The sequence below is a fragment of the Xanthomonas sacchari genome (genome assembly GCF_040529065.1).
In the GTDB taxonomy this organism is placed as follows: Bacteria; Pseudomonadota; Gammaproteobacteria; order Xanthomonadales; family Xanthomonadaceae; genus Xanthomonas_A; species Xanthomonas_A sacchari.
In genome coordinates, this window is sequence record NZ_CP132343.1 from 1,738,605 (window position 1) to 1,753,943 (window position 15,339).

A 15,339-nucleotide genomic window follows, 5' to 3' on the forward strand; every position below is an offset into this window, starting at 1 on the left:
CGTACTCACATTCCGCACCGCTTCGCCTCTTCCCCTCACCCCAACCCCTCTCCCGGTGGGAGAGGGGCGCATAGGTCCCCCATGAACCGCCTCGCCGATACCTTCGCCCGACTCGATGCCCAAGGCCGCAAGGCCCTGATCCCCTTCCTTACCGCCGGCGATCCGTCGCTGGAGGCGACCGTGCCGGCGATGCATGCGCTGGTCGAGGCCGGTGCCGACGTGATCGAGCTGGGCGTGCCGTTCTCCGACCCGATGGCCGATGGCCCGACCATCCAGCGCAGTTCCGAGCGCGCGCTGGCGCGTGGCGCCGGCCTGCGTTACGTGCTGGAGACGGTCAGTGCGTTCCGTCGCGACGACGCCACCACGCCGGTGGTGCTGATGGGCTACCTCAACCCGGTGGAGATCCACGGCACCGCGCGCTTCGCCGAGGAGGCGGTGGCGGCCGGCGTGGACGGCGTGCTGCTGGTCGACCTGCCGCCGGAGGAGTCGGCCGAGACGCTGACGGTCTTCGCCGACGCCGGCCTGGACCTGATCGTGCTGGCCTCGCCGACCACCAGCGATACGCGCATCGCCCTGTTGTGCGAGGCGGCGCGCGGCTATCTGTACTACGTCAGCTTCGCCGGCGTCACCGGCGCCGACCGGCTGGATACCCGCGCCGCCGGCGATCGCCTGCGTCAGTTGCGCGCGCGCTGCCCGGTGCCGGTGGTGGCGGGCTTCGGCATCAAGGACGCCGCCAGCGCCAAGGCCATGGCCACCGATGCCGACGGCGTGGTGGTCGGCAGCGCACTGGTCGCGGCGCTGGCCGAGGCCAGCAGCCCGCAGGCCGCGCGCGAGGCGGTCCTGGCGTTCCTGGCACCGCTGCGGCAGGCGCTGGACGCGGGCTGAGGCACGCCTGGTGTGTTTGCGAACGCCCGCCTTGCGCGGGCGTTCGCGTTTTGCCGCACTGCCGCAAACGCGGTGCGTGCGGAGGATGCGGTACATGCATTGTTGGTCGGACGGCGCGCGCCGTCGCTGCCCCGCTTGCGTGTCGGCGATGCGGGGTGGCGGCGATGCCGCATGTCCCGCGTTGCGCGGCCGCAGCAGGCGTCCTGGCGGCGGCCGCGCGGTACCGGCCGGCCCGCCGCTCCATGCGCCACCGTCTGCAGGCCACCGGGGGACCGAGTTAGACTGTCGCCCCTCTGCGGCTCTCGCGGCCGCCCAATGGATCGTCACATCGCATGAGTTGGCTCAGCAAATTGATGCCTTCGGGCATTCGCACCGACAGCACGCCCAGCAAGAAGCGCAGCGTTCCCGAAGGCTTGTGGGAGAAGTGCCCCAACTGCAGCGCCGTGCTGTACCGGCCGGAGCTGGAGGAGAACCTGGAGGTGTGCCCGAAGTGCGGCCACCACATGGCGATCCGCGCGCGCGCGCGCCTGGCCGCGCTGTTCGACGCCGACACCGCGCCGACCGAGATCGGCGCGCGCCTGGGCCCGACAGACGCACTCAAGTTCAAGGACCAGAAGAAGTACGGCGAGCGCATCAAGGCCTCGCAGAAGAGCACCGGCGAATACGACGCGCTGGTGGCGATGCAGGGCCTACTCAAGGGCCAGCCGCTGGTCGCGGCCTCGTTCGATTTCGCCTTCATGGGCGGTTCGATGGGCTCGGTGGTCGGCGAGCGTTTCGCGCTGGCCGCGGAAACCGCGCTGAAGATCGGTGCGCCGTTCGTGTGCTTCTCCGCCAGCGGCGGCGCGCGCATGCAGGAAGGCCTGTTCTCGCTGATGCAGATGGCCAAGACCTCGGCCGCGCTGGGTCGCCTGCGCGAGGCTGGCCTGCCGTACGTATCGGTGCTGACCCATCCCACCACCGGCGGCGTCTCGGCCAGCTTCGCCATGCTTGGCGACATCAACATCGCCGAGCCGTACGCGCTGATCGGCTTCGCCGGCCCGCGCGTGATCGAGCAGACCGTGCGCGAGACCCTGCCGGAAGGCTTCCAGCGTTCGGAATTCCTGCTGGAACACGGCGCCATCGACCAGATCTGCGACCGCCGCGAACTGCGCGATCGTCTCTCCGAACTGCTGGCGCTGATGATGCGGCAGCCGGCCCCGGCTAAGAGCGAGGCGCTGGCGTGACCAGCGCCGGGATTCGGGATTCGGGATTGGGGATGCGTGGCGCCGCGCGTGCCCGGGTCGCCGAGGTCGCTCGGATGCCGTGCGTTGAACGAATCCCGAATTTCGAATCCCGAATCCCGTTCCAATGAGCCAACGCAAATACTTCGGCACCGACGGCATCCGTGGCCGGGTCGGGCAGGGGGCGATTTCCGCCGATTTCGTGATGCGCCTGGGCAACGCGCTGGGCCGCGTGCTGGTCGCCGGCGGCACCGCGCGGCCGACCGTGGTGATCGGCAAGGACACGCGCATCTCCGGCTACATGTTCGAGTCGGCGCTGGAGGCCGGGCTGGTCGCGGCCGGCGCCAACGTGCAGTTGCTCGGGCCGATGCCGACCCCGGCGGTGGCGTTCCTGACCCGCACCCTCGGCGCCGACGCCGGCATCGTGATCAGCGCCTCGCACAATCCGCACTACGACAACGGCATCAAGTTCTTTTCCGCGCACGGCGAGAAGCTCGACGACGCCACCGAGCAGGCGATCGAGGCCGCGCTGGACGCGCCGTTCGCCACGGTCGAGTCCGAGCGGCTGGGCAAGGCGATGCGTGCGCGCGAGGCGATCGGCCGCTACATCGAGTTCTGCAAGGCCAGCGTGCCGCGCGGCTTCGACCTGCGCGGGCTGAAACTGGTGCTGGACTGCGCGCACGGCGCGACCTACCACATCGCGCCGCTGCTGTTCCGCGAACTGGGCGCGGAGGTGATCGCGATCGGTGCGGCGCCGGACGGGCTCAACATCAACGCCGGCGTCGGCTCGATGCACATCGACACCCTCGCCGCCAACGTGCGCGAGCACGGCGCGCACCTGGGCATCGCCTTCGACGGCGACGGCGACCGCGTGCTGATGGCCGACGACCAGGGCAATCCGGTCGACGGCGACGGCCTGCTGTACGTGCTGGCTTGCGGCTGGCAGGCCAGCGGGCGCCTGCACGGCCCGGTGGTCGGCACGCTGATGACCAACTACGGCCTTGAACGGGCGCTGGCCGCGTTGCAGGTGCCGTTCCTGCGCGCCAAAGTCGGCGACCGCTACGTGCACCAGGCGCTGGTCGAACAGGGCGGGGTGCTTGGCGGCGAAGCCTCCGGGCACATGCTGTGCCTGGACCGCGCCACCACCGGCGACGCCATCGTCAGCGCGCTGCAGGTGCTGGAAGTGCTCAAGCGCTCGCGGCAGACCCTGCGCCAGGCGCTGGCCGGCCTGCAGAAGGTGCCGCAGCAGACCGTCAACGTGCGCCTGCAGCCGGGCGTGCGCCCGCTCGAGGCCGATACCGTGAAGGCCGCGCTGGCCGCGGCGCAGGCGGCGGTGCAGGGGCGCGGGCGCGCCTTCCTGCGCGCCTCCGGCACCGAACCGGTGGTGCGGGTCACGGTCGAGGCCGACGATGCCGCGTTGATGCGGCAGACCCTCGACGCCCTGGCCGAGGCGGTCCGTGACGCGGCGTGAGTCGATCGCCATTGCCCTCTTCGTGATCGTCGCCAAGGCGGTCACGTTCTACCTGCTGTATCGCCTGCTGCGCTGAGCGCGGCGTTTGCTTCCTCTCACGAGATGACGGTTCCTGCCATGACTGCGCGCATTCCCACCCTCGACATCACCCGTTTCGACACCGACCGCGAGGCTTTCGTCGCCGAGCTGGGCGCGGCCTACCGCGAGTGGGGCTTCGCCGGCATGCGCAACCACGGCATCGCCCAGGCACAGATCGACGCGGCCTACGACGTGTTCAAGGCGTTCTTCGCGCTGCCCGAGGAGACCAAGCGCAAGTACCACCTGCCCGGCAGCGGCGGCGCGCGCGGCTATACCGCCTTCGGCGTGGAGACCGCCAAGGACTCCAAGCATTTCGACCTGAAGGAGTTCTGGCACATCGGTCGCGAGATTTCCGACGACTCCCCTTACCGCGCGGTGATGCCGCCAAACCTATGGCCGAGCGAAGTGCCCGGCTTCCGCGCCCACGGCTACGGCCTGTACCAGGCGCTGGACCAGCTCGGCGCGCGCGTGCTGTCGGCGCTGGCCCTGCACATCGGCCTGCCCGAGCACTACTTCGTCGACAAGACCGATTCGGGCAACTCGATCCTGCGCCCGATCCACTACCCGCCGATCACCGCCGACGACATCCCCAACGTGCGCGCCGGCGCCCACGAGGACATCAACCTGATCACCCTGCTGGTCGGCGCCAGCGCCGCCGGCCTGGAAGTGAAGTCCAAGCAGGGCGAGTGGGTGCCGTTCACCTCCGACGCCGACACCATCGTGGTCAACATCGGCGACATGCTGCAGCGCCTGACCAACCACGTCTATCCCTCGACCACCCACCGCGTGGTCAACCCGCCGGGCGAGCAGGCACGCCAGCCGCGCTACTCGGTGCCGTTCTTCCTGCACCCGAACCCGGACTTCGTGATCGACGTGCTGCCGTCCTGCGTCAGCGCCGACAACCCCAGCCGCTATCCCGAGCCGATCACCGCGCAGGGGTATCTGGAGGAGCGGTTGCGGGAGATCAAGCTGAAGTGAGGCGGGGATTCGGGAGTCGGGATTGGGGATTGGCAAAAGCGGCATGCCCGCGATCTGTCACCCCGCGCAAACCCCGCTTTTACGAATCCCCAATCCCTAATCCCCAATCCCAGTACTTCTAATCCGTCCCGAGCCGCGCCCCATCAGGCGCAGCAGCAAGGCATTGGGCAGTAGCGCGGTGAGGCCGAGCAGGGCGCGGTAGACCGCACCGGGGACCACCCGGACCTTGCCGCGTTCGGCGCCGTCGATGCCGGCGCGGGCCACCGCGGCGGTCTGCAGCCAGATCCAGCGCGGCAGGGCGTTCATCTGTTCGCGGGTGCCGGTGACGTCGTGGAACTCGGACCAGGTGAAGCCTGGGCATAGCGCGCAGACGCCGACGCCGCGGTCGGCGTTCTCCAGCGCCAGCGATTCGCTGAAGCGCAGCATGAAGCTCTTCGCCGCCGCGTACAGGGTGTGGCCGTCGGCGCCGGGCACCAGGGCGGCGAACGAGGCGACGTTGAGGATGCGGCCGTGGCCGCTGGCGCGCAGCGCCGGCAGCAGCCGCCAGGTCAGCTCGCAGGCCGCGCCGACCATCACCTGCAGGAACGCCGCGTGCACCGCCCAGTCCTGGGCGATGTAGCGGCCGGGCACGCCGTAGCCGGCGTTGTTGACCAGGATCCGCACCGCCAGCTCGCGCCGTTCGATCTCGGCCACCAGTGCGGCTGGCGCGACCGGATCGGCCAGGTCGGCGACCAGCACCTCCACCGGCACCTGCGGCCGCAGTTCGGCGGCCAGCGCCTGCAGCTGTGTCTCGCGGCGCGCGCTCAGGATCAGCGGCACGCCGCGGCGGGCGTACTCGCGGGCGATCTCGCGGCCGATGCCGCTGGAGGCGCCGGTGATCAGGGCGTAGCCGGGGAGCTGGGTCATGGCGGTCTCTGCGCGTGGAGCGGGGCGGGGGAGGGTGGAACGGCGGGGACGATGCCGGCCCTTGGCGGCGCATCGGCTATCCTCTCGGCACTTTTTCGCCGGAGATGCGCCGATGCGACGCAAGATCGTAGCCGGAAACTGGAAATTGCATGGAACCCGCCACTTCGCCGCCGACCTGATGCGGGAGATCGTTGCCGGGCTGCACGAAGCCGATCACGACGTGGAGGTGGTGATCCTGCCGCCGCTGCCGTACCTGGGCGACCTGATCGAGCATTTCGAGGACCGGCTGCTGCGCTTCGGCGCGCAGGACGTGAGCAGCAACGAGAAGGGCGCCTACACCGGCGAGGTGTCGGCGGCGATGCTGGTCGACGTGGGCGCCGACTATGGCCTGGTCGGGCATTCGGAGCGGCGCCAGTACCACCAGGAGAGCAGCGAGCTGGTGGCGCGCAAGTTCGCCGCCGCCCTGCACGCCGGGTTGGTCCCGATCCTGTGCGTGGGCGAGACCCTGGAGCAGCGCGAGGCCGGGCGGACCGAGGCGGTGATCGCCGCGCAGCTGGCGCCGGTGCTGGACCTGGTCGGCGCCGACGGCTTCGTCCGGGCGGTGGTGGCCTACGAGCCGGTCTGGGCGATCGGCACCGGCCGCACCGCCAGCCCGGCCCAGGCGCAGGCGGTGCACGCGTTCATCCGTGGCGAAGTGGCGGCGCGCGATGCTAGAATCGCGGATTCGTTGCCGATCCTGTATGGCGGCAGCGTCAAGCCCGACAACGCCGCCGAGCTGTTCGCGCAGCCGGATGTCGATGGCGGGCTGGTGGGCGGCGCTTCGCTGGTCGCCGCGGAATTCCTGGCCATCGTGCGAGCGGCGGCCACCTGTTGAGCGAACGGCTGCCGCTGGCGGCCGCTCGTCCCCCAAGTCGTACTGTCCGGACGGATTTCGAAATGCTGATGGTCATCCTCAATGTGGTCTACGTGCTGGTGGCGATCGCGATGATCGCGCTGATCCTGATGCAGCGCGGCGCCGGTGCGGCGGCGGGTTCCGGGTTCGGCGCAGGCGCGTCCGGCACCGTGTTCGGATCGCGCGGCGCGTCCAACTTCCTGTCCAAGTCGACCAAGTGGCTGGCGGTGGTGTTCTTCGCCATCAGCCTGTTCATGGCCTGGTACGCCGGCCACAGCGCGCGTCCGGCCGATGCCAACCTGGGTGTGATGTCGCAGTCGGCCACCCCGGCTCCGGCCGCGCCGGCCGGCGAGCTGCAGGTGCCGCAGGCGCCGTCGGCCACCCCGGCTGCGCCCGCCGCCGCCCCGGCCGCCCAGCAGGCGCCGGAAAAAGCGCAAGAAAAGTCGCCTGCCCCGTCGCAGAAAGACTGAAGGCGGTTACAATATGCTGCGCGGCGGGATTGCCGCGCGGTTTTACGCAAGCCCAGGTGGCGGAATTGGTAGACGCACTACCTTGAGGTGGTAGCGACTTAGGTCGTAGGGGTTCGAGTCCCCTCTTGGGCACCATTGTTTGGCTACGGTTTCTGCGCGAAGGCATCACGCCCTCGCCCGGAGAATCGTCTATCCCATGCCTGCGCGGCACGCGCGCGGGCACAGGCAAGAGAGAATCGCGAGTGCTGGCCGAATATTTGCCGACCCTGCTGTTTCTGATCGTGGCCACCGGTATCGGCGTCGCGCTGATGCTGGTGGGGCGGTTCCTCGGTCCCCGGCGTCCCGACCTGAAGAAGCTCTCGCCGTACGAGTGCGGCTTCGAGGCCTTCGAGGACGCGCGCATGAAGTTCGACGTGCGCTACTACCTGATCGCCATCCAGTTCATCGTCTTCGATCTGGAAATCATCTTCATCGTGCCGTGGACGCAGGTGTTCATGGACCTGGGCGCTCGCTCCCTGGTCACCATGGGCCTGTTCGTCGGCATGTTGTTCCTCGGTTTTGTCTACGTGTGGAAGAAGGGAGCGCTGGAATGGGAGTGATTCAGACCCTGGATCGCCTGATGACCAACCCGATCCCGGAAGGGCGGGTGGACGACATCCTGCGTCCCGAAGGCGAGAACCCGCTGCTGGAGAAGGGTTACGTCACCACCAGCGTCGATGCGCTGCTGAACTGGGCGCGCACCGGCTCGATGTGGCCGATGACCTTCGGTCTGGCCTGCTGCGCGGTCGAGATGATGCACGCCGGCGCCGCGCGCCTGGACCTGGACCGCTACGGCGTGGTGTTCCGCCCGTCGCCGCGCCAGTCCGACGTGATGATCGTCGCCGGCACTCTGGTCAACAAGATGGCCCCGGCGCTGCGCAAGGTCTACGACCAGATGCCGGACCCGAAGTGGGTCATCTCGATGGGCAGCTGCGCCAACGGCGGCGGCTACTACCATTACTCGTATTCGGTGGTGCGCGGTTGCGACCGCATCGTGCCGGTGGACGTCTACGTCCCCGGTTGCCCGCCGACCGCCGAGGCCCTGGTCTACGGCATCCTGCAGTTGCAGAAGAAGATCTGGCGAACCCAGACCATCGCGCGCTGATTCCTCTTTCCTCAGAGAGCACGCCAAGCCCCCATGGCAGAGCAAGCATCTTCCTTTAGCGACCGACTCGGCGCCCGTTTCCCCGGCAGCCAGGTCTTCGTGGCCCTTCCGCGCGGCGAAGTCACCCTGGAAGTGCCGGCCGACGCCTGGCACGCCACCTGCCTGGCGTTGCGCGACGAGTTCGGTTTCGAACAGCTGTCCGACCTGTGCGGCGTGGACTACCTGGGCTACGGCAGCGACGAGTGGGATACCTCGGACGTGTCCTCGCACGGCTTCAGCCGCGGTGTCGAAGGCAAGGCCGTGGGCCGTTTCGCCTGGGGCGAGTTCCCCAGCGCCGAGACCAGCGCCGGCGTGCAGCCGATGCCGGTGCCGCAGCAGCGTTTCGCGGTGCTGGCGCAGCTGATTTCCTACCGCCACAACCAGCGCCTGCGCGTGCGCTGCTACGCGCCGAACGAAGACCTGCCGGTGGTGGCCTCGGTCACCGACATCTGGCCGGGCGCGAACTGGTTCGAGCGCGAGGCGTTCGACCTGTTCGGCGTGGTGTTTTCCGGCCACCCGGACCTGCGCCGCATCCTCACCGACTACGGCTTCGTCGGCCATCCGTTCCGCAAGGATTTCCCGCTGATCGGCAACGTCGAAGTGCGCTACGACGAAGAGAAGCAGCGCGTGATCTACGAGCCGGTGACCTCGGTGGAACCGCGCGTGGGCGTGCCGCGCGTGATCCGCGACGATGCGCGCTACCAGACCGCGGCGGGCGAAGCACAGAAGGAGTCCGCCAAGTGAGCGAGTACCACCAGGCGCACGACGGGTTCGCCAGCAATCCTGCCGAAGCCAAGCAGGAAATCCGCAACTACACGATGAACTTCGGCCCGCAGCATCCGGCCGCGCACGGCGTGCTGCGCCTGATCCTGGAGATGGACGGCGAGACCGTGGTCCGCGCCGATCCGCACATCGGCCTGCTGCACCGTGGCACCGAGAAGCTGGCCGAGTCCAAGCCGTTCAACCAGTCGATCGGCTACATGGATCGCCTGGACTACGTGTCGATGATGTGCAACGAGCACGCCTATGTGCGCGCGATCGAGACCCTGATGGGCATCGAGGCGCCGGAGCGTGCGCAGTACATCCGCACCATGTTCGACGAGATCACCCGCATCCTGAACCACCTGATGTGGGTCGGGTCCAACGGCCTGGATCTGGGCGCGATGGCGGTGATGCTGTACGCGTTCCGCGAGCGCGAAGAACTGATGGACGTGTACGAGGCGGTGTCGGGCGCGCGCATGCACGCGACCTACTACCGCCCGGGCGGCGTCTACCGCGACCTGCCGGACCGCATGCCCAAGTATCAGGAATCGCGCTGGCACAAGGGCAATGCGCTGAAGCGGCTCAACGCCGCGCGCGAAGGCTCGATGCTGGACTTCCTGGAGGAGTTCACCAACACCTTCCCGGCGCGCGTGGACGAGTACGAGACCCTGCTCACCGACAACCGCATCTGGAAGCAGCGCACCGTCGGCATCGGCGTGGTCACCCCGGAACAGGCCTACGCCTGGGGCATGACCGGCGCCATGCTGCGCGGCTCGGGCATCGCCTGGGACCTGCGCAAGAAGCAGCCCTACGCCAAGTACGACAGCGTCGATTTCGACATCCCGCTCGGCACCAACGGCGACTGCTACGACCGTTACCTGGTGCGCGTGGCCGAGATGCGCCAGTCCAACCGCATCATCAAGCAGTGCGTGCAGTGGCTCAAGGCCAACCCGGGCCCGGTCATGGTCGAGAACTTCAAGGTGGCGCCGCCCAAGCGCGCCGAGATGAAGGACGACATGGAAGCGCTGATCCACCACTTCAAGCTGTTCAGCGAAGGCTACTGCGTGCCGGCAGGCGAGACCTACTGCGCGGTGGAGGCGCCTAAGGGCGAGTTCGGTTGCTACCTGATGTCCGACGGCGCCAACAAGCCGTTCCGCGTGCACCTGCGCGCGCCGGGCTTCGCCCATCTGTCGTCGATGGACGCGATCGTGCGCGGCCACATGCTGGCCGACGTGGTGGCGATGATTGGTACCTATGATCTGGTGTTTGGTGAGGTCGACCGATGAAGGCGACAGGTAATTTCGAAGCGGCGCGCGACGTCGATCCGATGGTGGTGCTGAGCGACAAGACGCGCGCGCACATCGATCACTGGCTGAGCAAGTTCCCGCCGGACCGCAAGCGTTCGGCGGTGCTGCAGGGCCTGCACGCGGCGCAGGAACAGAACCAGGGCTGGCTGACCGACGAGTTGATCGCCGGCGTCGCCAAGTACCTGGAACTGCCGCCGGTGTGGGCCTACGAGGTCGCCAGCTTCTACTCGATGTTCGAGACCGAGAAGGTCGGCCGCAACAACGTCGCGTTCTGCACCAACATCAGCTGCTGGCTCAACGGCGCCGAGGACCTGGTCGCGCATGCCGAGAAGAAGCTCGGTTGCAAGCTGGGCCAGTCCACCGCCGACGGCCGCGTCTACCTCAAGCGCGAGGAAGAGTGCCTGGCCGGTTGCGCCGGCGCGCCGATGATGGTCATCAACGGCCACTACCATGAGCATCTGACCAAGGACAAGGTCGACGAATTGCTGGACGGGTTGGAGTAACGGCAATGGCACAGCATCCCCACGCCCCCACCGGTCCGGTCGGTCCCGCGCCGCTGCCGCACCAGGTGGTGTACACCACGCTGCACTACGACACCCCGTGGTCCTACGAAAGCTACCTGAAGACCGGTGGCTACGCCGCGCTGCGCAAGATCCTCGAAGAGAAGATCCCGCCGGAGCAGGTGATCGAGATGGTCAAGCAGTCGAACCTGCGCGGCCGTGGCGGCGCCGGCTTCCCGACCGGCCTGAAGTGGTCGTTCATGCCCAAGGGCGCGCCGCAGAAGTACATCCTGTGCAACTCGGACGAGTCCGAGCCGGGCACCTGCAAGGACCGCGACATCCTGCGCTACAACCCGCATTCGGTGGTGGAGGGCATGGCCATCGCCTGCTACGCCACCGGCTCCACGGTGGGCTACAACTACCTGCGCGGCGAGTTCCACCACGAGCCGTTCGAGCATTTCGAGCAGGCCCTGGCCGATGCCTACGCCAATGGCTGGCTGGGCAAGGACATCCTCGGCAGCGGCATCGACATCGACATCTACGGCGCGCTGGGCGCCGGCGCCTACATCTGCGGCGAAGAGACCGCGCTGATGGAGTCGCTGGAAGGCAAGAAGGGCCAGCCGCGCTACAAGCCGCCGTTCCCGGCCAACTTCGGCCTGTACGGCAAGCCGTCGACGATCAACAACACCGAGACCTACGCCTCGGTGCCGGCGATCATCCGCAACGGCCCGGAATGGTTCCTGGGTCTGAGCAAGACCAAGAACGGCGGCCCGAAGATCTTCTCGGTCTCCGGCTGCGTGCAGAAGGGCGGCAACTTCGAAGTGCCGCTGGGTACCACCTTCGACGAACTGCTGGAAATGGCCGGCGGGCTGAAGCCGGGCCGCACCCTCAAGGGCGCGATCCCGGGCGGCGTGTCGATGCCGGTGCTGAAGGCCGAGCAGCTCAAGGGCCTGCAGATGGACTACGACACCCTGCGCGCACTGGGCACCGGCCTGGGCTCGGGCGCGATCGTGGTGCTGGACGACAGCGTCTGCTGCGTGAAGTTCGCCTGCCGCATCTCGCAGTTCTTCCACAAGGAGTCCTGCGGCCAGTGCACCCCGTGCCGCGAAGGCACCGGCTGGATGCACCGCGTGCTGGAGCGCATCGTCGCCGGCAAGGCCACGATGGAAGACCTGCACCAGCTGCGCACCGTCGCCGGGCAGATCGAAGGCCACACCATCTGCGCCTTCGGCGAAGCGGCGGCGTGGCCGATCCAGGGCTTCCTGCGCCAGTTCTGGGACGAATTCGAGTACTACATCGTCAACGGTCATTCGATGGTTGACGGCAAGAAGCTGGAGGCAGCCGCCGCATGAGCGCGCAACCCAACAATCCCGGCGCGACCCCCGCGGTCGTGCCGGAAGGCCATGTGACCGTCGAGATCGACGGCCAGTCGCTGGTCGTGCCGAAGGGCTCGATGATCATCCAGGCGGCCGACAAGGCCGGCATTCCGATCCCGCGCTTCTGCTACCACGAGAAGCTGCCGATCGCGGCCAACTGCCGCATGTGCCTGGTCGATGTCGAGAAGTCGCCCAAGCCGTCGCCGGCCTGCGCCACGCCGGTCATGGATGGCATGAAGGTGCAGACCCGCAGCGACAAGGCGCTGAAGTACCAGCGCAGCGTCATGGAATTCCTGCTGATCAACCATCCGCTGGACTGCCCGATCTGCGATCAGGGCGGCGAGTGCGAACTGCAGGACGTGTCGCTGGGCTATGGCCGCTCGGTCAGCCGCTTCAACGAGCGCAAGCGCGTGGTGCCGGACGAGGACATCGGCCCGCTGGTCGCCACCGAGATGACCCGCTGCATCCAGTGCACCCGCTGCGTGCGCTTCACCGCGGACATCGCCGGCACCTACGAGCTGGGTGGCATGTATCGCGGTGAGAACCTGCAGATCGGCACCTACGACGGCAAGCCGCTGACCACCGAGCTGTCCGGCAACGTGGTCGACGTGTGCCCGGTCGGCGCGCTGACCAACAAGGTGTTCCAGTTCCGCGCACGCCCCTGGGAACTGGTGGCGCGCGAGTCGCTGGGCTACCACGACGCGATGGGTTCCAACCTGTTCCTGCACGTGCGCCGCGGCGAAGTGCTGCGCACCGTGCCGCGCGACAACGAAGCGGTCAACGAGTGCTGGCTGTCCGACCGCGACCGCTACTCGCACCAGGGCCTGTATGCCGAGGACCGCGCACTGCGGCCGATGCGCAAGGTCGACGGGCAGTGGCGCGAGGTGTCGTGGGCGGAAGCGTTGTCCGCCGCCGGCGAGATCCTCAAGGCCAACCGTGGCGACGCGCTGGGCGTGCTCGCGCATCCGTCCACCTCCAACGAGGAGGGCGCGCTGCTGGCGCGCCTGGCCGACGGCCTGGACAGCGGCAACCTCGACCACCGCGTGTACAACCGCGACTTCTCCGATGCCGCGCTGGCCGAGCCGTTCGCGCTGCCGCTGGCGGAGATCGAGCAGGCCGACGTGGTGGTGATCCTGGGCAGCAACCTGCGCCATGAACTGCCGCTGCTGCATGCACGCCTGCGCAAGGCGCGGATGCAGCGCCAGACCAAGGTGTATTCGATCAACCCGGTCGATTTCGACGTGGCCTTCGACCAGGCCGGCCGCCAGATCGTGGCGCCGTCGAAGTTCGCCGCAGCGCTGGCCGACGCCGCGCTGCGCGAAGCGGTGCAGGGCGCCGTCCGTGCGGTGCTGATCGTCGGCGCGCTGGCCGAGAACCATCCGCAGGCCGCGGCGCTGCGTGCCGCCGCACGCGACTTCGCCGCCGCCACCGGTGCGGCGCTGTGCCGCATCCCGCAGGGCGCGAACGCGCTGGGCCTGGCGCGCTACGGCGTGCTGCCGCGCGGCCGCAACGTCGCCGCGATGCTGGCCGAACCGCGCAGCGCCTACGTGCTGTACGGCCTGGAGCCGGGGCTGGACTTCGCCGACGCCGCCGCCGCGCGCAGCGCGCTGGCCGGTGCCAAGGTGGTGGCGTTCAGCCACTTCGCCTGCGCCTCCACCCGCGACGTGGCCGATGTGATCCTGCCGATCGGCGCGCTGCCGGAAATCGAAGCGACGCTGACCAACCTCAACGGCAGCGAGCAGCGCACCCGCGCCGGCGGCAAGCTGCCGGGCGAGGCCCGCGAGGGCTGGCGCGTGCTGCGTGCGCTCGGCGGCGAACTGGGCCTGTCCGGCTTCGAGTTCATCGACCTGGCCGGGCTGCGCGATGGCCTGCAGCCGCGCGAGGTCGCCGCGGCGACCTCGGCGCAGCCGGCACGCCAGGACGAGGGCCTGGAACTGGCCGCCAGTCCGGCGATCTACCGCACTGATGCGGTGGTGCGCCGCGCGCAGGCGCTGCAGCAGCATCCGCTGAACCGCGCGCCGGGCGTAGCGGTGCATCCGGACGAGGCGGCGCGGCTGGGCCTGCGCGACGGGCAGATGGTCAAGGTCGGTACCGCGGCGGGGAGCGCCACGTTGCCGCTGGCGACGGACAAGCGGGTCGCGCCGGGCGCGGCCTGGATCGAAACGGGCCACGGCGCGACCGCGCCGCTGGGCGCCGGTCGGGTGACGGTGGTGGCTGCATGAACGAGATGCTGTTGAACGTGGTCGACCCGCTGCACCAGTGGTTCCTCGGCCTGGGCGCCCTCGGCGTGGTCCTGTGGATCGTGCTGAAGATCCTGGTGATCGCCATGCCGGTGATCATCGCGGTGGCGTTCTACGTGGTCTGGGAGCGCAAGCTGATCGGCTGGATGCACGTGCGCCACGGGCCGATGTACGTGGGCATGGGCATCTTCCAGGCCTTCGCCGACGTCTTCAAGCTGCTGTTCAAGGAAATCATCCAGCCCAGCAGCTCGCACAAGGCGATGTTCGTGATCGCGCCGCTGATTACCCTGGCGCCGGCCTTCGCCGCCTGGGCGGTGGTGCCGTTCGATGCCAAGCTGGTGCTGTCCAATGCCAACGCCGGCCTGCTGTATCTGCTGGCGATGACCTCGCTGGGCGTGTACGGCATCATCCTGGCCGGCTGGGCGTCCAACTCCAAGTACGCGTTCCTTGGCGCGATGCGCTCGGCCGCGCAGGTGGTCAGCTACGAGATCGCGATGGGCTTCGCCCTGGTCGGCGTGATGATCGCCGCCGGCAGCCTGAACCTGAGCACGATCGTGCAGGCGCAGGCGGGTTCGCACGGCCTGCTCAACTGGTTCCTGATCCCGCTGTTCCCGCTGTTCATCGTGTACTGGGTGTCCGGCGTGGCCGAGACTAACCGCGCGCCGTTCGACGTGGTCGAAGGCGAGTCGGAAATCGTCGCCGGTCACATGGTCGAGTACTCGGGCGGTGCGTTCGCGCTGTTCTTCCTGGCCGAATACGCCAACATGATCCTGGTCAGCTTCCTGGTCTCGATCTTCTTCCTGGGCGGCTGGCTGAGTCCGATCCAGGGGCTGGTCAACGCCGACATCTCGCCGTGGATCGACTGGGTGTGGAAGGGCGGTTGGCCGTGGCTGCTGATGAAGGTGCTGTTCTTCGCCAGCGCGTACATCTGGTTCCGCGCCAGCTTCCCGCGCTACCGCTACGACCAGATCATGCGTCTGGGCTGGAAGGTGTTCATTCCGTTGACGATCGTGTGGATCGCGGTGACGGCATTGATGGTGTTCTACGGTGTGATCCACAGGGGTGTGTAAG

The 15,339-nt window shown here is 68.5% G+C and carries 15 protein-coding genes and 1 tRNA gene; 15 read left to right on the forward strand and 1 reads right to left on the reverse strand.

All coding sequences use genetic code 11. The features are described 5' to 3' along the window. Nucleotides 1–81 precede the first annotated feature (81 nt). The 4 genes from trpA (at nucleotide 82) to RAB71_RS07380 (ending at nucleotide 4,632) form a co-directional block, all read left to right on the forward strand. Entirely contained in the window at nucleotides 82–885 is an 804-nt protein-coding gene (gene trpA / locus RAB71_RS07365; protein ID WP_010342996.1) for a tryptophan synthase subunit alpha, read from the forward strand. Nucleotides 886–1,217: 332 nt separating this feature from the next. After that, a complete protein-coding gene (gene accD / locus RAB71_RS07370) occupies nucleotides 1,218–2,108 on the forward strand; it encodes an acetyl-CoA carboxylase, carboxyltransferase subunit beta (RefSeq protein WP_010342997.1) in 891 nt (296 codons plus the stop codon). Nucleotides 2,109–2,232: 124 nt separating this feature from the next. Then, a complete protein-coding gene (gene glmM / locus RAB71_RS07375; RefSeq protein WP_010342998.1) occupies nucleotides 2,233–3,576 on the forward strand; it encodes a phosphoglucosamine mutase in 1,344 nt (447 codons plus the stop codon). 117 nt (nucleotides 3,577–3,693) lie between these two features. Further along, nucleotides 3,694–4,632 carry an isopenicillin N synthase family oxygenase gene (locus tag RAB71_RS07380; protein WP_010342999.1) on the forward strand — a complete coding sequence of 313 codons (939 nt, stop codon included), beginning with the start codon at nucleotides 3,694–3,696 and terminating at the stop codon, nucleotides 4,630–4,632. A 96-nt stretch (nucleotides 4,633–4,728) separates the two neighbouring features. On the opposite strand, the gene RAB71_RS07385 is transcribed toward RAB71_RS07380, so the two are convergent. Further along, entirely contained in the window at nucleotides 4,729–5,538 is an 810-nt protein-coding gene (locus tag RAB71_RS07385; protein ID WP_010343001.1) for an SDR family oxidoreductase, read from the reverse strand. Nucleotides 5,539–5,650: 112 nt separating this feature from the next. Here RAB71_RS07385 and tpiA point away from each other — a divergent pair, with 112 nt between their 5' ends. The 11 genes from tpiA to nuoH all read left to right on the forward strand — a co-directional run bounded on the left by tpiA (nucleotide 5,651) and on the right by nuoH (nucleotide 15,338). Beyond that, nucleotides 5,651–6,412, forward strand: a complete 762-nt coding sequence (tpiA, locus tag RAB71_RS07390) for a triose-phosphate isomerase (protein ID WP_010343003.1) — start codon at nucleotides 5,651–5,653, stop codon at nucleotides 6,410–6,412. A gap of 62 nt (nucleotides 6,413–6,474) precedes the next feature. Beyond that, nucleotides 6,475–6,900, forward strand: coding sequence for a preprotein translocase subunit SecG (gene secG / locus RAB71_RS07395; protein ID WP_010343004.1), 426 nt, complete (start codon nucleotides 6,475–6,477; stop codon nucleotides 6,898–6,900). 50 nt (nucleotides 6,901–6,950) lie between these two features. Next, nucleotides 6,951–7,035: transfer RNA gene (locus RAB71_RS07400), tRNA-Leu, on the forward strand. 107 nt (nucleotides 7,036–7,142) lie between these two features. Beyond that, nucleotides 7,143–7,499: an NADH-quinone oxidoreductase subunit A gene (locus RAB71_RS07405; RefSeq protein WP_010343005.1), complete on the forward strand. Its 357-nt coding sequence runs from the start codon at nucleotides 7,143–7,145 to the stop codon at nucleotides 7,497–7,499. After that, nucleotides 7,490–8,044 carry an NADH-quinone oxidoreductase subunit B family protein gene (locus RAB71_RS07410; protein WP_010343006.1) on the forward strand — a complete coding sequence of 185 codons (555 nt, stop codon included), beginning with the start codon at nucleotides 7,490–7,492 and terminating at the stop codon, nucleotides 8,042–8,044. Before RAB71_RS07405 ends, RAB71_RS07410 begins: the two co-directional genes overlap by 10 nt. 33 nt (nucleotides 8,045–8,077) lie before the next feature. Continuing rightward, nucleotides 8,078–8,827: an NADH-quinone oxidoreductase subunit C gene (locus RAB71_RS07415; RefSeq protein ID WP_010343007.1), complete on the forward strand. Its 750-nt coding sequence runs from the start codon at nucleotides 8,078–8,080 to the stop codon at nucleotides 8,825–8,827. Then, nucleotides 8,824–10,131 carry an NADH-quinone oxidoreductase subunit D gene (locus RAB71_RS07420; protein WP_010343008.1) on the forward strand — a complete coding sequence of 436 codons (1,308 nt, stop codon included), beginning with the start codon at nucleotides 8,824–8,826 and terminating at the stop codon, nucleotides 10,129–10,131. Before RAB71_RS07415 ends, RAB71_RS07420 begins: the two co-directional genes overlap by 4 nt. Next, complete coding sequence (gene nuoE / locus RAB71_RS07425) at nucleotides 10,128–10,655, forward strand: NADH-quinone oxidoreductase subunit NuoE (RefSeq protein WP_010343009.1); 528 nt, start codon at nucleotides 10,128–10,130, stop codon at nucleotides 10,653–10,655. Before RAB71_RS07420 ends, nuoE begins: the two co-directional genes overlap by 4 nt. A 5-nt stretch (nucleotides 10,656–10,660) precedes the next feature. Beyond that, on the forward strand, nucleotides 10,661–12,004 hold the full coding sequence (gene nuoF, locus RAB71_RS07430; protein ID WP_010343010.1) for an NADH-quinone oxidoreductase subunit NuoF: 1,344 nt from the start codon (nucleotides 10,661–10,663) through the stop codon (nucleotides 12,002–12,004). After that, nucleotides 12,001–14,250, forward strand: coding sequence for an NADH-quinone oxidoreductase subunit NuoG (nuoG, locus tag RAB71_RS07435; RefSeq protein WP_010343011.1), 2,250 nt, complete (start codon nucleotides 12,001–12,003; stop codon nucleotides 14,248–14,250). The genes nuoF and nuoG overlap by 4 nt, the downstream gene beginning before the upstream one ends. Further along, on the forward strand, nucleotides 14,247–15,338 hold the full coding sequence (nuoH, locus tag RAB71_RS07440) for an NADH-quinone oxidoreductase subunit NuoH (protein WP_010343012.1): 1,092 nt from the start codon (nucleotides 14,247–14,249) through the stop codon (nucleotides 15,336–15,338). The genes nuoG and nuoH overlap by 4 nt, the downstream gene beginning before the upstream one ends. The last annotated feature ends 1 nt before the right edge of the window (nucleotide 15,339 follow it).

Excerpts from the sequence above, each read along its gene's own strand:
- trpA (WP_010342996.1), top strand. The coding sequence starts at position 82 with ATGAACCGCCTCGCCGATACCTTCGCCCGACTCGATGCCCAAGGCCGC.
- accD (WP_010342997.1), top strand. The coding sequence starts at position 1,218 with ATGAGTTGGCTCAGCAAATTGATGCCTTCGGGCATTCGCACCGACAGC.
- glmM (WP_010342998.1), top strand. The coding sequence starts at position 2,233 with ATGAGCCAACGCAAATACTTCGGCACCGACGGCATCCGTGGCCGGGTC.
- RAB71_RS07380 (WP_010342999.1), top strand. The coding sequence starts at position 3,694 with ATGACTGCGCGCATTCCCACCCTCGACATCACCCGTTTCGACACCGAC.
- RAB71_RS07385 (WP_010343001.1), bottom strand. The coding sequence starts at position 5,538 with ATGACCCAGCTCCCCGGCTACGCCCTGATCACCGGCGCCTCCAGCGGC.
- tpiA (WP_010343003.1), top strand. The coding sequence starts at position 5,651 with ATGCGACGCAAGATCGTAGCCGGAAACTGGAAATTGCATGGAACCCGC.
- secG (WP_010343004.1), top strand. The coding sequence starts at position 6,475 with ATGCTGATGGTCATCCTCAATGTGGTCTACGTGCTGGTGGCGATCGCG.
- RAB71_RS07410 (WP_010343006.1), top strand. The coding sequence starts at position 7,490 with ATGGGAGTGATTCAGACCCTGGATCGCCTGATGACCAACCCGATCCCG.
- RAB71_RS07415 (WP_010343007.1), top strand. The coding sequence starts at position 8,078 with ATGGCAGAGCAAGCATCTTCCTTTAGCGACCGACTCGGCGCCCGTTTC.
- nuoE (WP_010343009.1), top strand. The coding sequence starts at position 10,128 with ATGAAGGCGACAGGTAATTTCGAAGCGGCGCGCGACGTCGATCCGATG.
- nuoF (WP_010343010.1), top strand. The coding sequence starts at position 10,661 with ATGGCACAGCATCCCCACGCCCCCACCGGTCCGGTCGGTCCCGCGCCG.
- nuoG (WP_010343011.1), top strand. The coding sequence starts at position 12,001 with ATGAGCGCGCAACCCAACAATCCCGGCGCGACCCCCGCGGTCGTGCCG.
- nuoH (WP_010343012.1), top strand. The coding sequence starts at position 14,247 with ATGAACGAGATGCTGTTGAACGTGGTCGACCCGCTGCACCAGTGGTTC.